Origin of the sequence: Calothrix sp. PCC 7507, assembly GCF_000316575.1 — a bacterium.
In the GTDB taxonomy this organism is placed as follows: Bacteria; Cyanobacteriota; Cyanobacteriia; order Cyanobacteriales; family Nostocaceae; genus Fortiea.
On the sequence record NC_019682.1, the window covers coordinates 6,402,070 to 6,425,233 of the forward strand.

General features: G+C 43.0%; 23 protein-coding genes. 3 read left to right on the forward strand and 20 right to left on the reverse strand.

Going from position 1 to position 23,164, the window contains the following annotated elements; translation table 11 throughout:
* Positions 1–121 precede the first annotated feature (121 nt).
* Positions 122–649 carry a hypothetical protein gene (locus tag CAL7507_RS27480; protein WP_015131755.1) on the reverse strand — a complete coding sequence of 176 codons (528 nt, stop codon included), beginning with the start codon at positions 647–649 and terminating at the stop codon, positions 122–124.
* Positions 646–1,527 carry an alpha/beta fold hydrolase gene (locus CAL7507_RS27485; protein WP_015131756.1) on the reverse strand — a complete coding sequence of 294 codons (882 nt, stop codon included), beginning with the start codon at positions 1,525–1,527 and terminating at the stop codon, positions 646–648. The genes CAL7507_RS27480 and CAL7507_RS27485 overlap by 4 nt, the downstream gene beginning before the upstream one ends.
* 805 nt (positions 1,528–2,332) lie before the next feature.
* On the opposite strand from CAL7507_RS27485, the gene CAL7507_RS33285 reads away from it, so the two are divergent.
* Entirely contained in the window at positions 2,333–2,515 is a 183-nt protein-coding gene (locus CAL7507_RS33285; RefSeq protein WP_015131757.1) for a hypothetical protein, read from the forward strand.
* A gap of 256 nt (positions 2,516–2,771) precedes the next feature.
* Here the strand turns inward: CAL7507_RS33285 and mgtA are convergent, their stop codons facing one another.
* The 17 genes from mgtA to CAL7507_RS27575 all read right to left on the reverse strand — a co-directional run bounded on the left by mgtA (position 2,772) and on the right by CAL7507_RS27575 (position 19,773).
* Positions 2,772–5,435: a magnesium-translocating P-type ATPase gene (gene mgtA, locus CAL7507_RS27495; protein ID WP_015131758.1), complete on the reverse strand. Its 2,664-nt coding sequence runs from the start codon at positions 5,433–5,435 to the stop codon at positions 2,772–2,774.
* Positions 5,436–5,584: 149 nt separating this feature from the next.
* On the reverse strand, positions 5,585–5,896 hold the full coding sequence (locus CAL7507_RS27500; protein ID WP_015131759.1) for a chaperone modulator CbpM: 312 nt from the start codon (positions 5,894–5,896) through the stop codon (positions 5,585–5,587).
* 276 nt (positions 5,897–6,172) lie between these two features.
* A complete protein-coding gene (locus CAL7507_RS27505) occupies positions 6,173–7,114 on the reverse strand; it encodes a DnaJ C-terminal domain-containing protein (RefSeq protein WP_015131761.1) in 942 nt (313 codons plus the stop codon).
* Positions 7,115–7,233: 119 nt separating this feature from the next.
* A complete protein-coding gene (locus CAL7507_RS27510) occupies positions 7,234–7,740 on the reverse strand; it encodes a hypothetical protein (RefSeq protein WP_015131762.1) in 507 nt (168 codons plus the stop codon).
* Positions 7,741–7,834: 94 nt separating this feature from the next.
* On the reverse strand, positions 7,835–8,683 hold the full coding sequence (locus tag CAL7507_RS27515) for a DUF6544 family protein (protein WP_015131763.1): 849 nt from the start codon (positions 8,681–8,683) through the stop codon (positions 7,835–7,837).
* A 405-nt stretch (positions 8,684–9,088) separates the two neighbouring features.
* Positions 9,089–9,493 carry a hypothetical protein gene (locus CAL7507_RS27520; protein ID WP_236556821.1) on the reverse strand — a complete coding sequence of 135 codons (405 nt, stop codon included), beginning with the start codon at positions 9,491–9,493 and terminating at the stop codon, positions 9,089–9,091.
* Positions 9,494–9,784: 291 nt separating this feature from the next.
* Complete coding sequence (locus CAL7507_RS27525; protein ID WP_015131765.1) at positions 9,785–10,447, reverse strand: GIN domain-containing protein; 663 nt, start codon at positions 10,445–10,447, stop codon at positions 9,785–9,787.
* Positions 10,448–10,466: 19 nt separating this feature from the next.
* Positions 10,467–11,576 (reverse strand): hypothetical protein, encoded by a 1,110-nt coding sequence (locus tag CAL7507_RS27530; protein ID WP_015131766.1) that lies wholly within the window; start codon positions 11,574–11,576, stop codon positions 10,467–10,469.
* A gap of 31 nt (positions 11,577–11,607) precedes the next feature.
* Positions 11,608–13,203 carry a pyruvate kinase gene (locus CAL7507_RS27535; protein WP_015131767.1) on the reverse strand — a complete coding sequence of 532 codons (1,596 nt, stop codon included), beginning with the start codon at positions 13,201–13,203 and terminating at the stop codon, positions 11,608–11,610.
* Positions 13,204–13,329: 126 nt separating this feature from the next.
* The gene (locus tag CAL7507_RS27540; RefSeq protein WP_015131768.1) at positions 13,330–13,947 is read right to left on the reverse strand and encodes an HdeD family acid-resistance protein; all 618 of its coding nucleotides are present in this window, start codon (positions 13,945–13,947) and stop codon (positions 13,330–13,332) included.
* Positions 13,948–13,985: 38 nt separating this feature from the next.
* Positions 13,986–15,260 carry an FAD-dependent oxidoreductase gene (locus tag CAL7507_RS27545; RefSeq protein WP_015131769.1) on the reverse strand — a complete coding sequence of 425 codons (1,275 nt, stop codon included), beginning with the start codon at positions 15,258–15,260 and terminating at the stop codon, positions 13,986–13,988.
* Between the two features lie 99 nt (positions 15,261–15,359).
* Positions 15,360–16,892 (reverse strand): NAD(P)/FAD-dependent oxidoreductase, encoded by a 1,533-nt coding sequence (locus tag CAL7507_RS27550; protein WP_015131770.1) that lies wholly within the window; start codon positions 16,890–16,892, stop codon positions 15,360–15,362.
* Between the two features lie 197 nt (positions 16,893–17,089).
* Positions 17,090–17,281: an oleate hydratase gene (locus tag CAL7507_RS27555; RefSeq protein WP_042341637.1), complete on the reverse strand. Its 192-nt coding sequence runs from the start codon at positions 17,279–17,281 to the stop codon at positions 17,090–17,092.
* Between the two features lie 104 nt (positions 17,282–17,385).
* A complete protein-coding gene (locus CAL7507_RS27560) occupies positions 17,386–17,739 on the reverse strand; it encodes a DUF5335 family protein (protein WP_015131771.1) in 354 nt (117 codons plus the stop codon).
* A gap of 115 nt (positions 17,740–17,854) precedes the next feature.
* Complete coding sequence (locus tag CAL7507_RS27565) at positions 17,855–18,394, reverse strand: general stress protein (RefSeq protein ID WP_015131772.1); 540 nt, start codon at positions 18,392–18,394, stop codon at positions 17,855–17,857.
* Between the two features lie 38 nt (positions 18,395–18,432).
* Positions 18,433–18,858 (reverse strand): hypothetical protein, encoded by a 426-nt coding sequence (locus tag CAL7507_RS27570; RefSeq protein ID WP_015131773.1) that lies wholly within the window; start codon positions 18,856–18,858, stop codon positions 18,433–18,435.
* 681 nt (positions 18,859–19,539) lie between these two features.
* Positions 19,540–19,773, reverse strand: a complete 234-nt coding sequence (locus CAL7507_RS27575) for a hypothetical protein (protein ID WP_015131774.1) — start codon at positions 19,771–19,773, stop codon at positions 19,540–19,542.
* A 171-nt stretch (positions 19,774–19,944) separates the two neighbouring features.
* On the opposite strand from CAL7507_RS27575, the gene CAL7507_RS27580 reads away from it, so the two are divergent.
* The gene (locus CAL7507_RS27580; protein WP_015131775.1) at positions 19,945–20,925 is read left to right on the forward strand and encodes a folate-binding protein YgfZ; all 981 of its coding nucleotides are present in this window, start codon (positions 19,945–19,947) and stop codon (positions 20,923–20,925) included.
* A gap of 49 nt (positions 20,926–20,974) precedes the next feature.
* Here CAL7507_RS27580 and CAL7507_RS27585 read toward each other — a convergent pair whose 3' ends face one another.
* Complete coding sequence (locus CAL7507_RS27585) at positions 20,975–21,487, reverse strand: hypothetical protein (RefSeq protein ID WP_015131776.1); 513 nt, start codon at positions 21,485–21,487, stop codon at positions 20,975–20,977.
* Positions 21,488–21,700: 213 nt separating this feature from the next.
* On the opposite strand from CAL7507_RS27585, the gene CAL7507_RS27590 reads away from it, so the two are divergent.
* Positions 21,701–23,113, forward strand: coding sequence for a carotenoid oxygenase family protein (locus CAL7507_RS27590; protein ID WP_015131777.1), 1,413 nt, complete (start codon positions 21,701–21,703; stop codon positions 23,111–23,113).
* Positions 23,114–23,164 lie beyond the last annotated feature (51 nt).

Here is a 23,164-nt window from a genome sequence, read left to right on the forward strand (position 1 = left end):
CAATCAAGGATTGTAGAAGCGTTCAAGATCGTCGATTCTCCTGGCAGCACTTGGAGCGCTTTGCCTCGTCATCTGAAACCCCTGTATACCCTAAACCTCTATGAGAAAGAGTACTGAAGATTCAACTTTTCCTACAAGTTTGCCGCATCAAGATCCGATTGTTTTTATACACCTCTAAAGTTCCAGACTGCGCGTTATCCAACGTGCCATCCCACACCCAATATTCATAATTTCTATTCCGAAACTTATACACTTGAACACCTTCTGTCGCTTGCTTAGTTCCTTTGCCCAAACTTAAATTACCGCTGGGATTGGTCGCCCGATAGAGCAGTTCACCAGAATTATAATTCTGCCAAATATTGATGTTGTAACCACCCTGACATTTTGTACTCAGGATGATGCCAGCAGTAGAATCAGCAGAAGCAGGTAAGGAAAAATTAACTAAGACACTGATTGGTAGAGCAAGGAGTAACGCGGATCTTTTCAGTAGTGTTTTCATTGTTTTCATTAGTGTTGTACAATCAATTTTTTGGTAACATTTGCCTGTACTGCGAACGCTTATCAAATTCCCACCTGCGCTGGTAATTTCATTAACCACGCGATTAGATGCCCACGTCACATCTGCAATTTTTCGGTCTAGTTTTTTCATGATGATGAGTCCTGTGATTGTCCAACATGAGTTGTCATAAAGCGACGGATATGATCTGCGATCGCATCTCCTTCCTCTTCTAAGGCAAAATGTCCGGTATCGAGTAAATGAAACTCAACGTCTTTCAAGTCGCGCTTGTAGGGATAAGCGCCTTCGGCTGGGAAGATGTCATCATTCTTACCCCAAACAATCAGAGTAGGTGGCTGATATTTGCGAAAATACTCCTGCCATTGCAGATATAATGGTGGATTGGTGCCATAGCTATACAGCAGCGCCAGCTGAATCTCATCGTTGCCAGGGCGATCGAGGAAGAGTTGATCCATATTCCAGGTATCCGGGCTGATCGCTTCAAGATTGCGAACGCCGTGGATGTATTGCCACTTCGTTGTTTCCAGTGTGAAAAAGGATCTGAGCTTGTCAGCATTCTCAGGAGAACGGTCTTGCCAGTAGGCTTTAGCTGGGTTCCAAAATTCGCCGCGTATACCTTCCTCATAGGCATTCCCGTTTTGGACAATCAGCGCTTCCACTCGCTCTGGATATTTAGCTGCAATCCGATAGCCAATGGGAGCGCCATAATCCATTACGTAGAGGCTATATTTCTTCAGATCGATCGCCGTAATAAATTTCTCCACGATTTGGGTCAAGCGATCAAACGTGTAGTCAAACTCATCTACAGTTGGCATAGAACTGTTGCCGTAGCTCGGATAATCCGGGGCAACTAGATGGAAGCGATCGGCAAGCGCAGGCATCAGATTGCGAAACATGTGAGATGAGGTTGGAAAGCCGTGTAACAGCAGAATCGTTGGATTACTGCGAGAACCAGCTTCTCGGTAGAAGATATCTAAACCATCGATTGAGATTGTGTGAAATGTGGTCATGATTTTATCTCATATTGCAATGTCGATTACGATTTTGCCGACCGATGTGCCTTGCTCTACCGCATTGTGGGCATCCAGTGCGGTATCCAACGTAAAATGGGTCATTAAATTACTCATGTTAATTAATTGTTTGCGTAATCAGGAGCCGTCAAAAAATAATTTTTACGCTTGTTGATATCTATGAAGTTTACTGAGGAGCATCTCTAATCCAATGAATGTGTCAGCTTGAGTTTCTTTTACTGCACATTTAATAGTTACAAATTTCTCGCAATATAACCTCTACCTTTTGAAGGTTCTAATAGAAGTTATACAATTCACACACTATTTAAACCTTTTTTAAAATATCATTGCTTTTAAAAACAATTTATCCTTGCTCCTCGCAGTAATACTTTCACTACTAGATTTATGCAATTATATTGCAGTCTTCTATCGCAATTAGAAACTGTAATTAAAACGTATTTTAACTAAGTTATACCAATTCTGTATGAAGATGCATAGAAAGAACCCCTCCCAACCTCCCCGATACTTTGGGGAGGTTGGGAGGGGTCAAAACAATGTGCAGCTTCACAGAAAATTGGTATTATTACAAATAGCTGCAAGTTTCATCCTTTAGGAGTAGTAATTAAACTCATGCTTTATTGAAAATAAATACTTGTCAATTTCGCAAAAATCATCGTAATCGATCGCGGGGCGATCGCTTTTACTGGCAATTCTGAAGGCTCTTGCGTCTGTAGATCCAAAAACCTTTAGTGAAGCAGTTAGTAACAAAAACAGCAAAACTGCTTGAATATTCTCTTAAAATATCATGAAAACGGCAAGAAATAACCCACTAGATATACGCCACATTAGTCTGAAAGTAACAGAGTTAATTAAGCAATACGCTGTTGTAAATAACTGTACGCAGGATGAAATGCTAGAGCGTATTGTTTTGGAGTGGAACAGCCAACAAAGCGAGAGCGAACGACCATCAGGAGACGAAGATGAATAGCTTTTTTGTACAAGCCCTTGACGTAATCTGACTTTTCACGGGATGTGAAAAGTCAGGTTCGCTTTTCGCGTCTCGTAGAGAACCTCATTTTGAATTTTGAATCCCGGCGGTACTAGTACAGTATGGCGGAAATAAACCACCCATTTGAAATGTCTAGAACCCTTACGCAATCAGAATTACGAATTACGAATTACGTTAGCGCAGCGTTAGCGACGCAGGAGCGTCATTACGAATTCCGCCTTGCGGTACTACGTTCTTAGGTATATCCATATTTCTTGATGAACCAAGTTTTCACAAATTGAGTCAATATACAATAGCAAGTTAGGATTACAGCTAACCAAAGAAAATAAACGGCTGGCAAAGGAACAAACCCTAAACTAGCCCCAATTGGAGAAAATGGCAGATACATTCCGACTCCCATCACAGTAGCGGTAATCAACAGCATGGGCAAAGAAGCCCGACTCTGGAAAAAAGGAATCTTAGCCGTGCGAATGACATGGACAATCAGCGTTTGAGTCATCAGACTTTCCACAAACCAACCTGTTTGGAACAAAGCTTGATTGTCTACAGAATTTGCCCCAAATACAAACCACATCAGGGCATAGGTGGAATAGTCGAAAATGGAGCTAATCGGCCCGATGAAGATCATAAATCGCCGAATATTGTCGATTTTCCATTTCGGCGGCTTGATCAAGTCTTCTCGATCGACATCATCAAAGGGGATGCCCGTTTGCGAAAAGTCGTAGAGGAGATTATTTATTAATATCTGCACTGGCTGCATCGGTAAAAATGGCAGAATCGCACTCGCGCCCAAGACGCTAAACATATTCCCAAAGTTAGAGCTAGTGCCCATTCTGATATATTTGATGATATTGGCAAAAGTCTTGCGACCTTCGATTACCCCAGATTCCAGTATTAACAAATTTTTTTCTAACAAAATAATGTCTGCCGACTCTTTAGCAATATCGACTGCCGTATCAACTGAGATGCCCACATCTGCCTCCCGCAAAGCGGCTGCATCATTGATCCCATCTCCCATGTATCCTACAATATTGCCTTTTTTTCGCAGCACCTGAATAACTTTAGCTTTTTGAGTGGGAGAGAATTTAGCAAAAATAGTTGTGGTTGCAGCAGATAAAGCTAATTCATCATCTGATAGAGATTCAATATCGCTACCTAATAAAACGTTTTGGACAGGTAAGCCAACATCTTTGCAGATTTTACGAGTAATGATTTCATTATCCCCGGTGATAATTTTTATATCAACTCCATTGTGCTTGAGGGCTTTAATCGCTTGGGCTGCGGAATCTTTGGGTGGATCGAGAAACGCAATGTTACCCAACAGAACCAAATTACTCTCATCGGTAATGGAATAATGCAATTGATCGGTTGGCATCACTTTGTATGCCACCGCAACTACCCGTAACCCTTCAGAGTTTAGTTTTTGTTGTAAATCGGCAACCTTGATATGGACTGACTGATCCATTGGCAAAACCTTGTCATCAACTTTGAGTTGGGTGCAGACTTTTAGGACTTCTTCAACTGCACCTTTGCAAATTAGGATATGCTGTTTTCCCATTTCTTCGACAACGACAGACATCCGACGACGCACAAAATCAAAGGGAATTTCATCAAATTTCTGGTAGTTTTTCTCAATGTCTAAAGATGCAAGTTCTTGATTGTGATCGAGAACGGCAACATCCAATAAGTTCTTTAAGCCAGTCTGGTAAAAGCTATTGAGATAGGCATATTTGAGAACATCTGTACTTTCTTGACCGTAGGGATCTAAGTGCCTCTGCAAGACGATTTTATCTTGAGTTAGAGTGCCTGTTTTGTCAGTACAGAGAATATTCATCGAGCCAAAGTCTTGAATAGCATCAATATTTTTGACAATCACCTTTTTGTTAGACATGGTAATTGCCCCCTTGGCCAAATTTGCCGTGACAATTACAGGTAACATTTCTGGAGCCAGCCCCACAGCCACAGATAAAGCGAATGTAAATGCCTCGATCCAATTGCCTTTAACCACTCCATTGATCACAAAGACTAGTGGAGCCATGATCGTCATAAAGCGCAACAGCAGCATGGTTACGCCATTCACACCTTTGTCAAAACTCGTTCGGGCTTTGCGTCCACTAACGGTTTTGGCCAGTGATGCTAGATAAGTATGACTACCCGTTTCGGCGACAACGGCTGTTCCAGAACCACTGACTACGGTAGTGCCCATGAAACAGAGATTAACTAGCTCCAGTGGGTTTTTCTCATTGCGATCTGGGAGTTCTGGGTGTTTTTCAGTGGGTAGAGACTCCCCGGTGAGGGTTGACTGACTGAGGAATAAATCTTTGGTAGCAATCAGCCTGACATCGGCTGGAATCATATCTCCGGCTGAAAGAAAGATGACATCACCAGGCACCAGCAACTTTACGGCAATTTCCTTTCCTGCTGTTATTCCCTTCTCTTTTTTCAGTGCGGCACTCTTGCGACTCACCGTTGCCGTTGCGCTCACCATTTCCCGCAGCTTTTCGGCGGCTTTGTTCGACTGAAATTCTTGTGAAAAGCGCAACAACCCACCGAAAATCACCATCGAAAAAATGATCAAGGCGGCTGTTGGACTCCCAGTTAACAGTGAAATTGTCGCCAGAACAATAAGTAAAAGCGAGAGGGGATTAGTCACCGTTTTCAGCAGTTGGATATACCACGCGATCGCTTTTTCACGGGCGATCTCATTCAGCCCGGATTTTCCTAATCTCTGCTTGGCTTCAGTCTCAGTCAGCCCTTCCAGAGAAGTGTCAAATAAGTGCAGAACTCCATCTACATCATGTTGAGCGATATCGATAAGCGCGTTGGATGAGTCTATAGACTGGCTAGATCCCGTTTTAGGCTTTTTGGATGAATTGGGAGACTGGCTTAACGTCTTCATAAGGTAAGCTCCAAAACGTGGAGAGTTGGGGATTCATCGGTTTGGTTTGCGGCAAATCTTTTTGCTGCCTAACGCGACTCGGCAAAGTGCTGTCGGATCTTCGCTGCGCTCATGATCTAACGCGGGCTTTGACTGTTGCTTCAGATTGCTCATAACGAGTTAGAGGGATGCGACTGATACAGCTTTAGCTGTGCCCGTAATTGGGCAATTTCAGTCGTCATATCTAGCACCATTGCCGCTCCGACTAAGTTTAGCCCCAAATCTCGACGCAAGCGTTGAATCTGAGCAATCCGCGCAATCTCGCGGGAATGCAGCAAATCACCGATGGGTTCGATTACGCCTAACTCAACGTAAAACTTCACCAGCGTAATCGAAGTCTTAGTGAGCAATGCAGCATATTCAAAGCTGTAAAGTTGCTCACCTTCGAGTGAAACCACGGTTTTTGAAAGGCTGAAAGTCATACGATTTTAGATTTTAGATTTTAGATTTTGGATTGACCCCAGAGATAAATTTAGGGGCTTAAGAATTTTAGATTTCGACTACGCTCAGTCGAACGATTTTGGATTTTCGATTTATTCTACAGATAAATCTGCTTGCTCTCTACTAAACCTCGTCCATTTTGAAACTTTGAGTAGTGCGGGCATCTTGCCCGCTACTACAATATGGAAGCAAGATGCTCCCACTACTTTTAAAACTATGATTCTCAAAATAGATGTGATTTACTAAGGAAATATTGGTCATAATTTAATCTCCTCTAATTGGGTACGTGGGTTAAAGCTAGTATTTGCCTGGATTTTTTCGTAGTATTCTTGCTCGATCGCACTCAGGTCTTGCGGGGTGACAATCTGAAGTTTGGCAAATAAATCACCTCGTCCCCCTTTGGGCAATGTCCAGCCTTTGCCGCGCAGTCTCAGCGATTGCCCCGATCGCACCCCTTTGGGAACTTTCATCGTCACGCTACCATCGGGGGTGGGTACGCTGATTTCTGCCCCTAAAACCGCTTCATCGGGGCGAATTGGAATGTCACAAACAAGGTTATCGCCCTCAAATCGATAGAAGGGATGGGTTAAAACTTCGATAGTTAGATATAAATCGCCACGCTGTTGAGAGAATGGACTAGGACGACCTTTACCCTTGAGCCGAATTCGACTGCCTGGTTTTGCACCTGCGGGAATACGGACGTTGATTGTTTCCTCGTCGAGTTGTAAACGCTTTTGAACACCGTGAAATGCTTCAGAAAATGTGAGTCCGATCGCAGCTTCAGTATCCGGTGCAGGAGCTTGAGAACGAAATCCCCCATTAAAATCATCAAAGCCACCAGTGGAGGTTTTACGTCTCGATCGACCCAGCAAATCGTTGATAAACGAATCAAAGTCACCGTACTGATCGAAGTCGGTTGTACCAACATTAGTGGAACTGGGTGGTGCTTCAGTGTAACCAGGGTTATTCCAGTGCTGACCAAAGCGATCGTACTTCTGCCGCTTCTCTGGATCGGAGAGTACTTCATTCGCTTCGTTTAGTTCTTTGAACTTTGTTCCTGCGTCATTGTCTCCAGGATTGAGGTCAGGATGATATTTGCGGGCAAGCTTGCGGTAAGTCCGTTTGATTTCTTCAGGGGTTGCAGTTTTGCTTACTCCCAAAATGGCATAGTAGTCTTTAAAGTCTGTTGTAGTTGACATCAGTTACCTCTTGTTCGCGTAGCGGCAATTTAGGAGAATTGCAGGTTTTTTGCGGTGGGTGTATTTTCAGTTAGAGATAAGTTCCAATTCAATCATGCTAACAATTGCTCTCACGAAGTCTAGGGAAGATTCACACTTTTTCTTTCAAGGCGATTCTTGTGTTTTGTATAAGCAAAGCCACTAGCAATAATCATCACAAAGGCAGGAGCCGTAAGCCATAACCAGAAACCAGGAAGTAACTTAATTAATAGAAGCTGACTATCAGGATTACTACCATTAGGTAACGGAAACCAATATGTTGAGATTGTGCCTGTAAAACCTATGATAATTGAAGTCAAAGCAGAAGCTATTGAAAACTTGTATTTTTTCTGTACAAAAAATTTACAGGAATACCAATAAAGTGGATTAGCCAACCAGCCAATAGCCGGCGCTTGAAGAAATAACAATCCAAGTATTCCCCCAATTGTAGCTTCAACCCCCTTCATGATATAAGTTGAACCTGTGTGTATTGTCTTGGGTTCGATTATCTCAAAATTTAGTGCTGGCAAGCTAAGTGCCATTATATAAATAAATAAAGATATTCCTAATAAAAACAAGGGTTGTATTAAGAAAGATGCTTTTTTCATTAGGTGGATTCTATACAGAGTTACTTGGCTATTCAAGATAAGATGAGAACAACATTAAAAGTGCAAATATGATGTTTATTTTGATTGGAGTCTATCAAGACGCGAACTCATAGTGAATCTCTGTAATTCTTCCTTTAAAATAGAGCTGAGTGCCTTCTGGATACTCCCATCCCACCTCGCCTTCTAAGGGAATAAGCATCCCATTACGAACTGAATATTCCCAAAATCGACCGACCCAAGGCATAGCAGTCAGCTTGTCACGATAACGAGCCTCAGCCCGACAAGTAGCGATCGCCCCTTCAGCATTAAACTGAAATACGAGGGAGACAGTTGTTGCACCATCGGTCAAAGTAGCGCGAGCGGAGGTGTCATTAATTGCGTCCCATAGCACACCCTGACTGGGTAATAGGGCAGTGGGATACCAAGTAGTTTCAGCAAAGTACCGTAACAATTCACCTTGATTGTTTTCAGGCGCACCGTGCATTTTTGCAACTGTAAAAAGACCAAGTAATGATGCGTGTAAGCTGCCTTCTCCTAAGAGATAGGTATCATGAACAAAGGCATTAACTCCTGGAGCCATCTGGATGCGTGCATCCCAATCAAAACCGAGGCGTTGAGTCATCACAAGTTGAGTGGCAGTAAACGGATTCCACTTGGCTTCCGTTTCATTCAGATTGAACTGTCCTTGCTGAGATAGCTTGACGACAGCCACAATTGGTTGTCCATCCTTGAGTACTGTCCGAAAAAATCGCTGTACGGGTTCTGGTAAGCCTTCGATTTCTTTTTGCTCATAGATTTGGGGCTTAATTGTTTGCCGTCCATTTATTAATTTGGCTCGTAAGTTATCAGTGTTTGACTGCCAGCGATAGCTACCATAGATCGCAGCAAGTCTAAGGCAGACTATGATTAAAACACCAATAATTGACATCCATTTAATCCACATGATACTTACCTATATTTGTTAATTCAGAAGTTGATAAATTGTGATGATTGAAATAATCACTACAATAGATGTATAGATCAGCATTGTGTACTGGGATAACCAATTGGGAAGATAAATTGCAAAATTGTCTTTTGTAGAGTTTGAATATTTACGAGCCATCAAAGTTAATGGGCATTGAAGTTTGAAAGTTAACAGAGTCAGCCCTTCTATAAATACAAATCCATTTGCATCGGAAATATAGTTTGATTGTATTTCTCAAAAACCTGAAAAACCTGTTCGGTAGTCAAAGGAATTTTAAGTAACTTTCTCATGTTTTCTTCGCAGTTAGCTGTTTACAATTTCCCTTGCATAGCAGCAGTCCACCTAATACTGTTGAGGTTGACATCTGCCAGATATAAACTACTCTTACTCTTGATCAAAATGGAGCGCTCTCTTTTTCGGCGTTTCTACAAGTACTGATATCACGAGTAAACTTAGCCCAATAATTTTGATCAAGGCGTTAATTGCGTGTGTATACTCCCATTGATTTCTATACCGCATCCAATCTTGTGGAATGGGATTCGTCAACCATTTGGCGAATTCAGCATTCATTGGCGTAACAAATATTATCCAACTCACAAATGCAAGTACCAAAAAAATTACTCCGCCCAAAGTCCAGTAGAAACTTGAACCACGTTTGCGAACAAGAAATACCAACACAATTGCCGTCAGAATTGCTGTAATTTCAAAAGCTGCGCCGACTGAGCCAAACAACTTATAAACATTTTCAAAAACCGTTACTTTAACCCATAGTTGTTGGTCAAACTGCATTCTTTGCGGCAACTCTAGCAAATGGGTCATAGACAAACTGAGGCTAAACGAAGCCAGCATAAGTGTTATGAATCGCCAAGCCCGTATGAATGTCATTTGATTACCCTTGTGCAGAGACGATTAATGGGAACATTGATAAAATTCAGTACCCTTTTAATATTTGAGTTAACAACTTTAACTTCTGGCATTACTGTGACGGGTGTTTGTTCTATTTCCTGAATGAATTGATTGAATACGATATGAAACGTAACGGTTGATGTACGAGTGAAACTTTATGGTTTTTGATAAAAACTACCGTTTCTTGACTGATCCCACCCCTTTCACGGATTCCCGAACTTGGGGAGAACCAATATACTCTACTGACCCCACGCCAGATACAGTCGCGTCTAACCGATCGCTCACATTGACCACCGCACTCCCCACGCCGCTATGGCGAACCGTAGCCTGTTTAGTCTTGAATTCCTCGCCCTTAAAGCTTCCGACCCCAGAAAGGCTAAGGTCTAGTACATCAGCGCTTCCTGCGATCGTCATACTACCCACGCCATCAAGGGAAACTGATAACTGTTTGCCTTGAATACCCTTGGCTTCAATACTGCCGACACCATCTAAGTTTAAGCTTTGCAGACTCTTGACCTGCAAAGCAAACTCAATAGGCTTGGTCGGAGCGAAAGAGGAATCATTTACAATGCCGAGATACAGAATGCGATCTGTCACGCGACTCTCTAAAAGCGGAAGGATGTTGTCTTCAGCGCTAATAGTCAGGGACTCTTTTCCCGTCTGCTGCACCTTGACCCTACCCACAGATTTAAAGGAGATGGATGAAAATCCAGCCACTTCTCTAGATTCAGTTTTGACGATTCCAGATCCTCTGAGCTTACCCAAGTTCAAAGAGCAGCCTGCAAACAGACTCAAAGCTGCCAAACACGCAGCCAAACCGTATAGCTTTGATCTCATTGTTTCCCTATTCATACAATCATTTCCGTATAAACCAATCAACGGGGCGGCGTAGTGAAACTGGCGACGGATAATTTTTTATATAACCCGATCGCAATATAAATTGAATATTTTCGCTAATCCCAATTGATTGATTTAGAGTTTGTCTCGTTGAGGCTTCTTCTAATATCTGAGTCATCGGATGAATCGCAATACTCTTTTCCCGCACTTTCAGGAAAAGTCTTTGCATTCGTCTGCCAGTTTCCAGCAGTGTCGCCACCGAATTGTCTTTACTAGTAATGAGAATCCAACCAGCCGATTCCGACACTTCCTGTTTAATTTTATCAAGCCCTGTCTCTCGGAAATCTTTTTTCATCACATTATTTTTACTGTAAAAGTTTCGCACCACCCAGCCAGAAAATCCTTCTATTTCCATGCTTGCCGTTGTCAGCCCGTCACGATATTTCTCAGCATCCTTACTAGAGAATCTGATCCAGTCGGCTAATTCTTGCTGCGCTGGGTTGCGATCGGATTGAAGGCGGTTAGCAACGATAGTTTGTTCGTTTATAAATTGACTTTCTTTACTGGTGACAGGTAGATAATGAATAAATTCCGAATTAAGAAGATATTTGATATCTTCTGGTTTCAGCACATTACTTAAAAAATCAGAACGAACAGTGCGGCGATTTTTTATTTTTGCGATGTCAAAAGCATTTTTTAACTCTTTTTTTTTCAATTTTACTTCCATCACCCGTTCGTCCTGATTAGTCTTAGCTAGCAAATTCCAATTGCAGCCGTAGCCAAAAAAACTAGCGGCATATTCCAGATTTTGAATAAAAGTACCGATTGATAAAATCGTTTCTCTCTGAGTCGGGTCAACGGCAGGTAGCCATTTACTTTTATCGTTGCCGATAATCCAGTGATAAGGTTCGACATATTGAACAAACCACGGCTGCGTATTGTGTCCACTCGGCGCGAGGGAGGCGAGAAACAGAATTTCTTTTTCATCCGGTTTGAGAGTTTTTTTGTTATCGTTTGCTGGTTTTATATCCGTCCTTAAAAGGTTCCTTTTATCACTCAACAAATAAGATGTTGTCACAGTTGCAATTATTGTTCCTCCTGCAATACTGATAAAATTTTTCCTGTTCATAACACTTGTAATTGAGGGTAAGTTAAAAAAATTACCACGAATGGAGCGCCCGCAACTGTGGCGTTTTTTTCAATTGATGGGCTTCCATGCGTGTGAGAACATCATCTAAAATGGCGATCGCTTCGGCAATAAACGGCCCTTTATTTAACATCACACACTCAGCCCGTTCAGCCATTGCAGCATCCGTCATCTCTCCCCGCGAAGGTGTGCCATCTTTTACCAAACTCTCTAGTACTTGGGTTGCCCAAATAACAGGAACATGAGCCGCTTCGCAAATCCAGAGAATTTCTTCTTGGATCTCTGTTAAACGCTGGTATCCAATTTCAACTGCTAAATCACCTCTGGCAATCATCACACCAAATGATTGCTTACCTGCGGCATAGATGATTAATTCTGGCAGATTAGAAACAGCGATCGCGGTTTCAATTTTTGCCACGATCGCCGGTCGGGTTAGCCGTCCCTCAAAGCGCTTGTCCAATTCTTGTTGGAGTAACTCAATATCGGCAGATCGTTGCACAAAAGAGTAGCCAATAATATCTGCGTGGATGGCAACAAAATCCAAGTCGGATAAATCTTTTTCAGTCAGTGGACTAAGAGGTAACACTGTATTTGGGAAATTCAACCCCTTTTCAGGTTTGAGTTTAACTCCTTTGGGACTGGCATGAGTCACTTGTAGTAAAAGTCCCGTTTGTCCATTGGCTACTGAGTACTGGGTATCAACTACACAAGTCCGAATCTTGCCATCATCGATATATACGAGGGTGTCAACCGTTAACAAATCGAGAATTTCGGGAACTGTACAGCAAGTCTGGAAATAGTCTACAGGTGATGTACCTGCTTTACTTCCGAGTTCCGGCTCACACCGCGACAGCAGGATATGATCTCCTTTAAATACCCGTTTTTTATCAAGTGGTGCAAGTACCTGTCCCGTGCGGATTTTCACACCAGCTAAATCCATCATAACTTTACAAGGCGTTCCTGTTTCCTGTTCCCCTCGACGGATATGGTCGATCATCCTCCCCCAAGCTTTGGTTGTATCGTGGGCGCAGTTAATTCGCACACAGTTTGCGCCGCGTTGTATAATTTCTCGCACCATCTCATAGTTAGTGGCGGCCTCGGTGGGTAGTGTTACCATAATCCTGACCCGACGCTGGGGTGGGGAGTGACCAAACAATTCTTCGGTATGCTGTTGTAGTAGGCGATCGCCTTCAAAAAAGAACTCGATGGGTGGACGGTTGAGGTGCTGGGCAGACTCAGAGCCGCAAATGACTTCCAAGGTGGCAATGACAGCATCAAGATTGGGCATCACCCGTCCTTCAATCCGTCCTAATGAGGATAAGCCCCAAGGCATAAGTGCAGCTTGGAGGGAGCGGAGATCATGCCGACGTAAAGCTAGATATTCAGCTAAATTCAAGGCACTAGAAAGAAACTCAGTGCGATGAATGTGCAATTTCCATTCGTTAAAGGTGACTTGTCCTTCGCTTTCAACAGTCTGGCGAAGTTCTTGCAGAGTCGATAGTAAATTCTGTGGACTTGATAGATTCAGAAGTGTGCCAAACGGCTGAATTTCTTGACCATGCTGATTGCTTTCTGTCTTAGCGTTCGAGTTTGAAGTTTTAAGCTGCATTAAAGTTTTTCCCTATTATTTTTTGGTTCAAAGAAAAGCCCTGGCGACTAGAAGTCGCGGCTACACAGGCAAAACCTGCCGACCCAGGTTAAAAATCCTTAATTTTTTCTTAGTCCACGGAGGCGGTCACTGAGCTTGTCGAAGTGTGGACTTTGTTTGTGTAGCCGCGAATTCCATTCGCCCAGGCTTTCCTGAATGCAGAGTTAGCATCCAAACTCCATCGAACAAAAGATTGATGCCAATGAAAGTGCCAATCAGCCAAGTTGCGTTAAATGGAAAGTTAGACCAAATGAAAATACCGAAAATAATGCCGATGATTCCGCTTACAAGCATTAATCCCCAGTTAGATGAAATCCGGCGCATTTGAAATGCGATCGCCACTTGAATCACGCCTTGCACAAAAATGGTAATACCCAACACCAATGTCAGGGCAAGCACCCCTTCAAAGGGATTTGCCACCACGAGAATTCCAGATAGGAGATACAAAAGACCTAGAATCAGCTTCTCGACAACTTTACCTGCACCTCTTGATTGAAAGGCATAAACAATTTGAGTAATTCCAGCAAAGATAAATATCCAGCCAAACAGTAAGGTTGAAGCAACGCTGGCAAAGAAAGGAAATGCGATTGCAATGATGCCCAACACGATCATGAGAATAGCGATGCCTACGGCTACCAAGGGTATCGCGGTTGTCCACCCAGAACTAACAACTTGTTCATCAATTTCCGGCTCAATAACTCTCATGTTCATCTCCTTTTAAATTTAATAAAAAATTTGATTGATCAATGTTGTACAAATTGTGGTAGTGATTTAGGATTTGTGATATCAATCGAGCCTTGGCTTAACCCAACCAGTTGAGCAACTCGAAAAGCAGAAGTTATAGCTCCTTCATGCAAGCCATCACCAAGATAGGCTCCTGCATGGTAGGTGTTGTTCTCGCCATTAGTGGCAATTACTTCATCTCGGTATTGAAAAGATTCAGTGGTATATAACGGGGTGTGATGTTCCTGAATGTGAATGAGGCGATCGCTAGCAATCAACTCCTCTAGTTGGAACGATAAAAAATAATTTGGTGGCGATGAGATGTCACAAATCTGATTCAGGCAACTGTTATAACCCCATCGGCTTTTTGCCTGAAAAAAATCAAATTCTGAGGGTTGTTTAATGCCATAGCGGTTGTATATGGAACTATCTGTATGCAGTAAGGTAGTGGCATAATTCGCTTTCCAGGCAGAAAACCGTTTGATTTCGGCATCGGTTGGATCTGCTAACAGCGCCATTACTTGGTCGGGTGGGGTAGCAAATACGACTTTATCAAACTCCTGAATTTCACCTGTCCTTCGCACAATTTTCACAGCATCCGAACTTCTGGAAATCCAGTCAATATCTGCATTCAGCAAAACCTCACCCTGGAATCGCGCCAGAATTTTTTCAATGTAAGAATACACACCGCCTTTAACCCTAAGCCAATGGACTGCGACATCGTTGCGTAAAACAGGCATAGCTAATTCTGCCGGAAAATCATCAATCAGTTCCAACGGCATCGAATAGCTATACATGACTAGCAATTTTAGCCAAGTATTGCGAGTACAGGCGCGTTTCAAGTATTGCGACAAAGGCTGATTGTAAAAATCTTGCAGGTGAGCAAATTTTATTCTTAGCCATAATCCAGCAGAACGGGCATAGAGGGTATCGAGGCGTAAATATTCAATTAGGCGGCGAATACCTGTGAAGTTTTTCTGGATTGTGACTCCTGATAAAAAGTGGCTGCCATTTTTGAAAAACATCGCTGAACCCATATTCACAGGTTCTAATTCCACTCCTAACTCTTCCATGAGGGCGATGAAGTTATGGAACACAGTCGGAAATTCCAGCACTCCATTTTCCAAAATTTCATTACAATCGGATTGGTTCGGCTGAACGTTCTTGTTCAGTGTCCGAATATGTCCACCTAAAGTAGATTGCCGTTCAAACACAGTGACGTGATGCCCTTGTTTATCGAGTAGGTAAGCTGTCACCATGCCACTGGCTCCCCCCCCAACGATCGCAATTCTCATGATTTACCTCTTAATTAATAGATAAAGTGCGTAGTGTGGTGTTCAGATCCCCGACTTCTTAAAGAAGTCGGGGATCTAGCAACCCCAGCCTTTTTAGCCTTAGCCTAAAATCACGTCGCCTGATAACCTTTGATACAGCAGTGCGCCTGTCCAAAATGTGGGAGCAAAGCCCGGATAGCCAGATGAGGCATTGCAGAAATAGAAATGCTTGAGTGAGGTTTCGTGATTCAGTCGTCCCATACCCATATTGCGCGGTGTCAGACTGGAGCCGTAGGAATTCCCATTGGGACACCAGCAAAAACGCTCATTGGTAGTAGGGCTACCTGTGATATGGAAGACCATGTGTTTTCTAAAGTTCGGTACATAGTTTTTTTCCACAACATCGAGGATGGAGTCTAAGATTTCTTGCTTTTTCTGGTTGTAAGCTTTGCGATCGCTCTCCCGTAATTCCTGGAAGTAGTTGTAATTGGCAACGGTGAGAAATTCCACAATCTGGCAGTCTTCTGGGCAGTCCCGACTTCCTTTAGTCAATAAAGTGGGTGTTGTGATGGCAAAACTAGGATTAGAAAAGTCATTGCGATCGTACATCTGCGTGAAGGCTTCATTTAAATCGTGATGCCCTGTATGAAAGAGATTCCACTTGCCAAATCCATACTCTCGGAGGTCGATATCTTTGACGACGCAATAAGCCATGTAGTTAGATGCCGAATATTCATAGTTGAGTTTTCGACGCACACTTTTAGAAAACTGCGATTCCCCGATCATCTTGGCTACTTTTTTGGGGTCAATATTGCAAATTACGGTGTCGCTTGTAAATTCATGGGTTTGATGGGTGGTGAGATCCATCGCTTGAACTCCCGTAACCGTTCTGTCTGTAACTCTAAAATTCGTAACTTCATGGTTGAGCAACACCTGTCCCCCATGTGATTCGATGACATTAACCAAGGAATTAATCACATACTCAAAATGCTGAGTTGGGTAAAATGCACCTGCTTGATACCCTCGAAACAATATAACCCAAGCATAGAAAGAGAGTTGATTTGGAGGCAGCAAAAAATCAGGCCATTGCAGGGCTAATAGGGTTTGAGCATCTTGGGGTAGTTGGAACTTGTCAAAGACATCCTGAAGTGTGCTGTTGAGGTACTGGACGGCACAAAATACCTCATTTAGATGTTTTAGCAGTTCAATTGGCTTGAGCGGTGGAGAGAGTTTTTTCAAGCCTTCACCAGTCTTTTCCACTTCGTTGACGAATTGGCGAATGCGATCGCCATGAGCAGGGAACAGATTAGACAATCGCTGGATCAGTTCTTCTGGCTCCGAGGGAATATCCAAGCTATGCTCTGGCGATCGCATGTGATCAAAGCCTTCCGAGTCATAACGTTCAAAAGTTACTTCCCGATCTAACCCTAGTTTTTTGAGTACCCGATTGACGGTTTGCCCTTCCCCGCAGTCCCAGACATAGTGAAATTGAGCGTTAAACGTATATTTTTTAGCCATTGTAAACGTATGCCCAAAACCTCCGGGATGCTCATGGGCTTCGAGAATCTGCACAGTCTTACCAGAGTTGGCCATCAAAGCGCCAAAGACTAATGCTGATAAACCACTACCGACAATCAGGTAATCCGGTTTCATGAGAGAGTTCCTCGAACAATAAAAATCTGAGTTCTGTCCCGTTGAAACGCCCGTTAGTCAAAAGAGACAGGGGAGCAGGGGAGCAGGGGGGAGGGGGAAAGACTGAGACGGAGAAACATTACCTAAACGCTTTGACTAAAGCCTTAAACTCGACTTGCAGTGACTTGTCATGAGGCGAGATAGGTGGGATTTGGCGATCAATACTGAGGAATTCGTAGACTGCCATCTTTAGGGTTCCCGGCTCCATCCATACTTCCGCCCAGGAGGGGTTTTGCTTCTAGGATAAAAATATTTCCGCCAAGAAGTCCGCCATCACGAATCATGAAGGCGGCGGCTGCCAAAGAGCCGATACCACCACCTAACAGATAGGCATTAGATTTTTTACCCATATTAACTAAGTCCCTGCAAAGCTTGGTTTAATCGTGTTTTACGTCTTTTGTGAACCTAAATCTAAAGTTCTTGACGTGTCGGACAGATAATGATTTCATTCACATTAATTAGCTTGTAACTGGATCAACGTTTTTGTCCCGGCAGCGTCACTAATCCGAACCGCTATCATCACACCGTTTGAGTTCTGTCCCGTTAAAACTTCAGTTGGTGAATCGATTGTGTGAGCGTAAGTCACTTCATCTCTACCCACTTCAATCACCAAATCATCTCCCTTGCCGGGGCGATCATAAACCATTGCCATCAAAGGTGCGTTTTGAATCAGTTCTGCATTATCGAGTTCTGAATCGATGATTTTGATTGAAATATACCGTCCACGATTACCACTTGAGAACAGATCAAAAAATTCACCCCATCGCTCACGCGGCACAGATTTTTTGATGTCAATTTTACTTACCATGATGATTCCTTTAAATATTTCCAGAAATTAAATATGCGTTATCCAGAAATCTTGTAGAGACGTAGCACTGCTACGTCTCTACTATCTAATGTTGCCGGGTTAATAGTTCAAAGCGTTAGACAGGAATCGAAATGCTCATTCCATGACTAATTTTGTCTAGCATTTGCCTCGCCTGACTGACATCCTCGTTGCTACCTGTCACAAGGATTATGAACTCGCCTGCTTGGATTCGAGTTTCGTACTTCACTATCTCGTGCTTGGGGATTCCTAACCCTCCTAAAGCACCCGCCAGTCCTCCGACAGCAGCAGCACCAGCAGCACCAACAAGTGTTCCTTCTAACCAACCTGCCAATACTCCCGCAATGGGGCCAGCAATGATGATTGGAGCGACTCCGGGAATAAATAACACTCCAGCCCCTGCTAAAATGCCAAATAAACCGCCGACGAAGCTACCCCAATAACCACCCCCTGCGGCTCCAGCTTTGGCAGTATCTTTCCAAGTGAGAAATCCCCGCACATGTTCGGTGGTTTGGTAGTCTTTGCCAATAATTGAGAGCTTTTGCATATCAAAGCCTTGTTTTTGCAGCTCCAATACAACCTTTTCTGCTTCTGCATGGGAGGGGAAATGAGCAACAACCGTATGTGTATATGTCATGAATTTGGCTCCTTTATATATGTCAAGCAAATTACGAATTATTTCTTCGTAGTTACTGCTGCGGATTCGGCATCTAGTCTGGCAGCGATCGCTTCTAAGGTTGCTTTCTCAGCCTCTTCAATGGTGGCGATCGCTAAGAAGGTCGCCGTAGCTGCATGGTTTTCAGCTTTATCTGCCCGATGTTCGAGTTTCTTTACTTTGCGTCCCGTTTTCCATTCCTCGACATGGGACTTCACTTCAGATTCTTTTTCCTCAAATTGAGCTTTGAGCTTTGCCCGATAATCATCGAATTCTTTTTTCTTAGCATCCAGCTTTGTCTTCGCTTCATCAAGTTGAGATTCAATCTCAATTTGAGTTTTTTTCGGCGCAGATTGAATACTTTCTCTCAGCGATTTTACCCGTTCTTCAACCGCTTCTAAATTGTCATGAAGATTTTTGGTGAAGTTATCAATTGCAGTACTCATGATAATTGCTCTAGTATGTTGAATTTCGGGAATCTGGCTATATTCTTATCAAGTTAAGATTGAATCTCAGTTTGAGTTTGTTTAGCCGCACGTTTAATGTTTACAAATTTTAACCAACATAACCTCTACCTTTAGAACGTTTTAGTATAATTCATACAACTTATACACTATTTAAACCCTTAATAACACCTATTTTCTATTAAAAAAAACTTTTTTGCTGCTTTTAGCAAGACTTTCAGCACTAGGTTCAGACAATGATATTGCAGTATTATTGCCACCATCTTAAACTACGAATAGAACGTATTTTAACTGATTTTTTCACAAGCAATTGTAAGTATATTTCTTGAGGAATAGTAATTAAAGCAAGGCTTTTTTGTAAATGTATATTTATCAATTTCGCAAACATACCCCAACTAATGCTGATAAATTAATGCGTATAGACTCTGGTGGGCGAATGTTCCCGTATTTTTGAAGTTTTCTATAGTAATTCCTTGAACGCTATCAATAACCAAGATGAAAAGGTGAAAATAATCTTAGAAATCAAACATGAGTTTGTCATAGTTTAAGAGTACTCCATTTAATAAATCTCTAATTACTAATAAAAATAGAGGAAATCTTGAAGGAAAACGCAAAACGACTCATAAACCTGTCTTCGGAGAGCGACAGGAATATATGTTTTGCTCATTCTGCGTCAGCTTCTTTAATCTTCAAGAAGGCTCTAGCCTCAGCCATTCTGACAATATGCTCTAAATATTGATACCCTTGCCATTGCTGCTCTTCTGCTGCGGTTAAACCGACCGCCCGATTTTTTTCTACCAGAGTGTTAATTTGAGCTTGCAGGGATTCAGAGGGACGCAGGGCAATAATGGCTTCAGCAGTGGGTAGGCTTGCCAGAAATTCTACGACTTCAGCCATACCAACACCATCTATTAGTCTGGATCGCTTCTAGGGGTGAGTTATGGAGGGCTTTAACTACAACGCTGCTGTCTGGGTGGACTTCAATCCCCAAAGATATTGAACCTGTAAACCGTGATTTGCTAAGATTTTCAATGCGAGAACATTGAAACGAGCCAACTCTTCATCACTATGTCAACATCTGCAATTGACTCTCAAGACGCAGCAGTTATCCAAGCCGCAAGCGAAGGGGTTGCTGTGTGCGATCGCTCGCACTGGGGACGCATCCGTGTTTCTGACGATGATCGTCTCCGCTTTTTACACAATCAAAGTACTAACGATTTTCAAAGTCTCAAGCCTGGGCAAGGTTGTGATACGGTGATGGTGACATCCACAGCCCGCACAATAGACTTGGTCACTGCTTTCGTTCTCGATGATGCGGTGCTGCTGTTGGTTTCCCCTAACCGACGGGAATTTCTATTCCAATGGCTGGATCGTTATATCTTTTTTGCTGATAAGGTGCAATTGACCGATGTGACTGATGAGACGGCAACTTTTAGTCTAATTGGGCCAGGAAGTGATGCCATAGTCACAAAGTTGGGTGCTGGCGCAATTATAGGTCAACCCTATGGTAATCATCTTTTAGTTGATGGGGTGCGTGTTGCCGTGGGTAGTGGCTTGGCTTCCCCTGGATATACCCTAATTCTGCCAGCCACTGATAAAGAAAAGCTGTGGAGCCAAATTTTAGCATTAGGCGCAGTTGAGTTGAGCGATCGCACTTGGGATATGTTGCGAATATTACAAGGTCGCCCGGCTCCAGAGTCTGAACTGACAGATGATTACAATCCCCTAGAAGTGGGTTTATGGCAGACTATTTCTTTCAATAAGGGTTGCTACATCGGTCAAGAAACCATTGCTCGCCTCAACACTTACAAAGGTGTAAAACAATACCTCTGGGGCATACATCTCATAGCTCCTGCTGAAGTCGGAGAAGTGATTACAGTTGGAGATGAAAAAGTCGGAAAACTCACCAGTTACACAGAAACCGCTGATGGTTATTTCGGTTTGGGTTACATCCGCACCAAAGCCGGTGGTGTCGGTTTAAAAGTAAAAGTAGGCGAAACTGAGGGTGAAGTTGTAGACATCCCCTTTGTTTCCCATGATTATCCATAGGAACAGTGAACAGACTGATAACTGATAACTGATAACTGATAACTGATCCTCAGTCCCACCAATAGGAAACGATAACCGCATCCCGATCTTGTCGAATATCCTGACCCCATAGCGACCCCTCTAATCGAGTTTTCAATCGGCGCTGCAGCCGGAAACTGTAGTCTTCATTCGTGCCATCAGTTACTTCTACCGAGTCAGCTCGCCACTTTTTGCCTAAGTCCAAAAGTTCAGACACCTTTGTGTCTTGGTTCTCTGTGATGATGTATAGCGTATCCGCAGGATAGGCAATGAAATGGATAATGCTAGTCTCAGGCATAGGACGATAGTTTGCCATTGCCAAGAGAGTATCAATCACACCACCAAAGCTGAGACCGTTTTCATCTGGTGCAAAGATTGGTTTTGTGAACAAAAAGCTTGCCCATAAATCGGTACGCTTAGAAAGGTCAGTAATCACCTCCTTACCATCAAACTCATTAAATTGACGCTGCCAAACCAAGGCTGCAAAGATTTCTTGGGGAGAATAAGATTGAGCAATTGATTGGATTTTGGCTAAGTCAAGCATCGCTGCTCCTTACCTGATTACAACTTTTTGCCAAACAGAGTGGGATAAATGTCTGGAAACCGTGAATTTTAAAAACGATCGCACCTGCATTATCTCCTGAACTCGACCAGGCGATCGCAAGAGAAATCCTTTACCTTGTTTATCGGTTTTTCTGAATAGGAGTTTTTCATGAAAATATAAGAGTAGAGTAATTTATTTAAGTATTAATTTAAAATGCACACAATTAATAAAAAGTCAACCAAAAAATCCTGGGCAAATGCGATCGCCCAACCAGCAATTGAGTTTTCCTCTACCCAACTGCCAATCCTCACTGGTAAAATTCCTGAAGGCTTACGCGGCACACTTTACCGCAATGGACCAGCACGCCTAGAACGCGGCGGAATGCACATGGGACACTGGTTTGATGGGGATGGGGCAATTCTGGCTGTGCATTTTACCAATGCAGGCACCACGGGAGTATATCGCTATGTGCAAACTGCTGGATACAAAGCAGAAGCCGCAGCAGGTAAATTGTTGTATGGCAATTATGGCATGACTGCACCAGGACTCATATGGAATCAATGGCTCAAACCAATCAAAAACGCTGCTAATACCTCAGTTTTGGCACTTCCAGATAAACTGTTGGCGCTATGGGAAGGAGGTAAACCTCACGCCTTAGATTTGCAAACCTTAGAAACTTGGGGCGAAGATGATTTAGGTGGCTTAACTAACGGACTAAGCTATTCTGCACACTACAAGCAGGATGCACAGACAGGGGAGATTTTTAACTTTGGCGTTAGTCCAGGATTAAATGCGACACTGAATGTTTATAAAAGCGATGCTACTGGTAGGATTATCCAAAAGGCAGCATACCAGATAGACGGTGTGCCATTAATACATGATTTTGTTTTAGCAGGACAGTATTTAATATTCTTCATTTCCCCAGTCAGGTTGAATCTTTTTCCCGTTCTCACGGGAGTAAGTAGCTATAGTGATGCGCTACAATGGCAGCCTCAATTAGGTACTCAGATTTTAGTCATTAACCGCGAAACACTATCTTTGGTAAGTCGTGGGGAAACTGAACCTTGGTTTCAATGGCATTTTGCCAACGGTTATGTAGATGATCAAGGTGTGGTGATTGTGGATATCGCCCGTTATGAAGACTTTAGCACAAACCAATATCTTAAAGAAGTAGCTACAGGTGAAACTCACACCGCTGCTAAAAGTACATTCTCACGAGTAAATTTAAATCCCCAAACTGGCAAAGTTGCAGCAATTGAGCAGCTATCAGACCAACATTGCGAGTTCCCGATGGTATCGCAGCAAAATGTCGGACAAGTTTCTCGCTATACATACATGTCTGGATTCCGTCGAGGAACAGATATTAGCCAAGAGTTGTTAAATGCGATCGCCCGTTTTGATCACAAGACTAACACCCTCACCACCGCAGACTTCGGCGAAAATCGCTATCCCTCGGAACCCATCCCAGTTGAAGATTGGCTGTTAACAGTAGTATATGACAGTAATTCTCATAGTAGCGAAGTTTGGGTATTTGAGAGCGATCGCCTAGACCAAGAACCCGTTTGCAAACTCCAATTACCCAGCGTTATCCCCCCCAGCTTCCACGGAACTTGGAAACCAGCGTAAAATTTTTTGCCTGGGGAAGATGTAATATTCACAGCATGATGAGCGATCGCT

What these genes read in the sequence shown, in the direction of transcription:
- CAL7507_RS27545 (WP_015131769.1), bottom strand. Translation starts at nt 15,260, where the DNA reads ATGAGAATTGCGATCGTTGGGGGGGGAGCCAGTGGCATGGTGACAGCT.
- CAL7507_RS27480 (WP_015131755.1), bottom strand. Translation starts at nt 649, where the DNA reads ATGAAAAAACTAGACCGAAAAATTGCAGATGTGACGTGGGCATCTAAT.
- CAL7507_RS27590 (WP_015131777.1), top strand. Translation starts at nt 21,701, where the DNA reads ATGCACACAATTAATAAAAAGTCAACCAAAAAATCCTGGGCAAATGCG.
- CAL7507_RS27550 (WP_015131770.1), bottom strand. Translation starts at nt 16,892, where the DNA reads ATGAAACCGGATTACCTGATTGTCGGTAGTGGTTTATCAGCATTAGTC.
- CAL7507_RS27510 (WP_015131762.1), bottom strand. Translation starts at nt 7,740, where the DNA reads ATGAAAAAAGCATCTTTCTTAATACAACCCTTGTTTTTATTAGGAATA.
- CAL7507_RS27575 (WP_015131774.1), bottom strand. Translation starts at nt 19,773, where the DNA reads ATGGCTGAAGTCGTAGAATTTCTGGCAAGCCTACCCACTGCTGAAGCC.
- CAL7507_RS27500 (WP_015131759.1), bottom strand. Translation starts at nt 5,896, where the DNA reads ATGACTTTCAGCCTTTCAAAAACCGTGGTTTCACTCGAAGGTGAGCAA.
- CAL7507_RS33285 (WP_015131757.1), top strand. Translation starts at nt 2,333, where the DNA reads ATGAAAACGGCAAGAAATAACCCACTAGATATACGCCACATTAGTCTG.
- CAL7507_RS27555 (WP_042341637.1), bottom strand. Translation starts at nt 17,281, where the DNA reads ATGGGTAAAAAATCTAATGCCTATCTGTTAGGTGGTGGTATCGGCTCT.
- CAL7507_RS27515 (WP_015131763.1), bottom strand. Translation starts at nt 8,683, where the DNA reads ATGTGGATTAAATGGATGTCAATTATTGGTGTTTTAATCATAGTCTGC.
- CAL7507_RS27530 (WP_015131766.1), bottom strand. Translation starts at nt 11,576, where the DNA reads ATGAACAGGAAAAATTTTATCAGTATTGCAGGAGGAACAATAATTGCA.
- CAL7507_RS27505 (WP_015131761.1), bottom strand. Translation starts at nt 7,114, where the DNA reads ATGTCAACTACAACAGACTTTAAAGACTACTATGCCATTTTGGGAGTA.
- CAL7507_RS27585 (WP_015131776.1), bottom strand. Translation starts at nt 21,487, where the DNA reads ATGCTTGACTTAGCCAAAATCCAATCAATTGCTCAATCTTATTCTCCC.
- CAL7507_RS27565 (WP_015131772.1), bottom strand. Translation starts at nt 18,394, where the DNA reads ATGACATATACACATACGGTTGTTGCTCATTTCCCCTCCCATGCAGAA.
- CAL7507_RS27525 (WP_015131765.1), bottom strand. Translation starts at nt 10,447, where the DNA reads ATGAGATCAAAGCTATACGGTTTGGCTGCGTGTTTGGCAGCTTTGAGT.
- CAL7507_RS27580 (WP_015131775.1), top strand. Translation starts at nt 19,945, where the DNA reads ATGTCAACATCTGCAATTGACTCTCAAGACGCAGCAGTTATCCAAGCC.
- CAL7507_RS27570 (WP_015131773.1), bottom strand. Translation starts at nt 18,858, where the DNA reads ATGAGTACTGCAATTGATAACTTCACCAAAAATCTTCATGACAATTTA.
- CAL7507_RS27520 (WP_236556821.1), bottom strand. Translation starts at nt 9,493, where the DNA reads ATGCAGTTTGACCAACAACTATGGGTTAAAGTAACGGTTTTTGAAAAT.
- mgtA (WP_015131758.1), bottom strand. Translation starts at nt 5,435, where the DNA reads ATGAAGACGTTAAGCCAGTCTCCCAATTCATCCAAAAAGCCTAAAACG.
- CAL7507_RS27560 (WP_015131771.1), bottom strand. Translation starts at nt 17,739, where the DNA reads ATGGTAAGTAAAATTGACATCAAAAAATCTGTGCCGCGTGAGCGATGG.
- CAL7507_RS27535 (WP_015131767.1), bottom strand. Translation starts at nt 13,203, where the DNA reads ATGCAGCTTAAAACTTCAAACTCGAACGCTAAGACAGAAAGCAATCAG.
- CAL7507_RS27485 (WP_015131756.1), bottom strand. Translation starts at nt 1,527, where the DNA reads ATGACCACATTTCACACAATCTCAATCGATGGTTTAGATATCTTCTAC.
- CAL7507_RS27540 (WP_015131768.1), bottom strand. Translation starts at nt 13,947, where the DNA reads ATGAGAGTTATTGAGCCGGAAATTGATGAACAAGTTGTTAGTTCTGGG.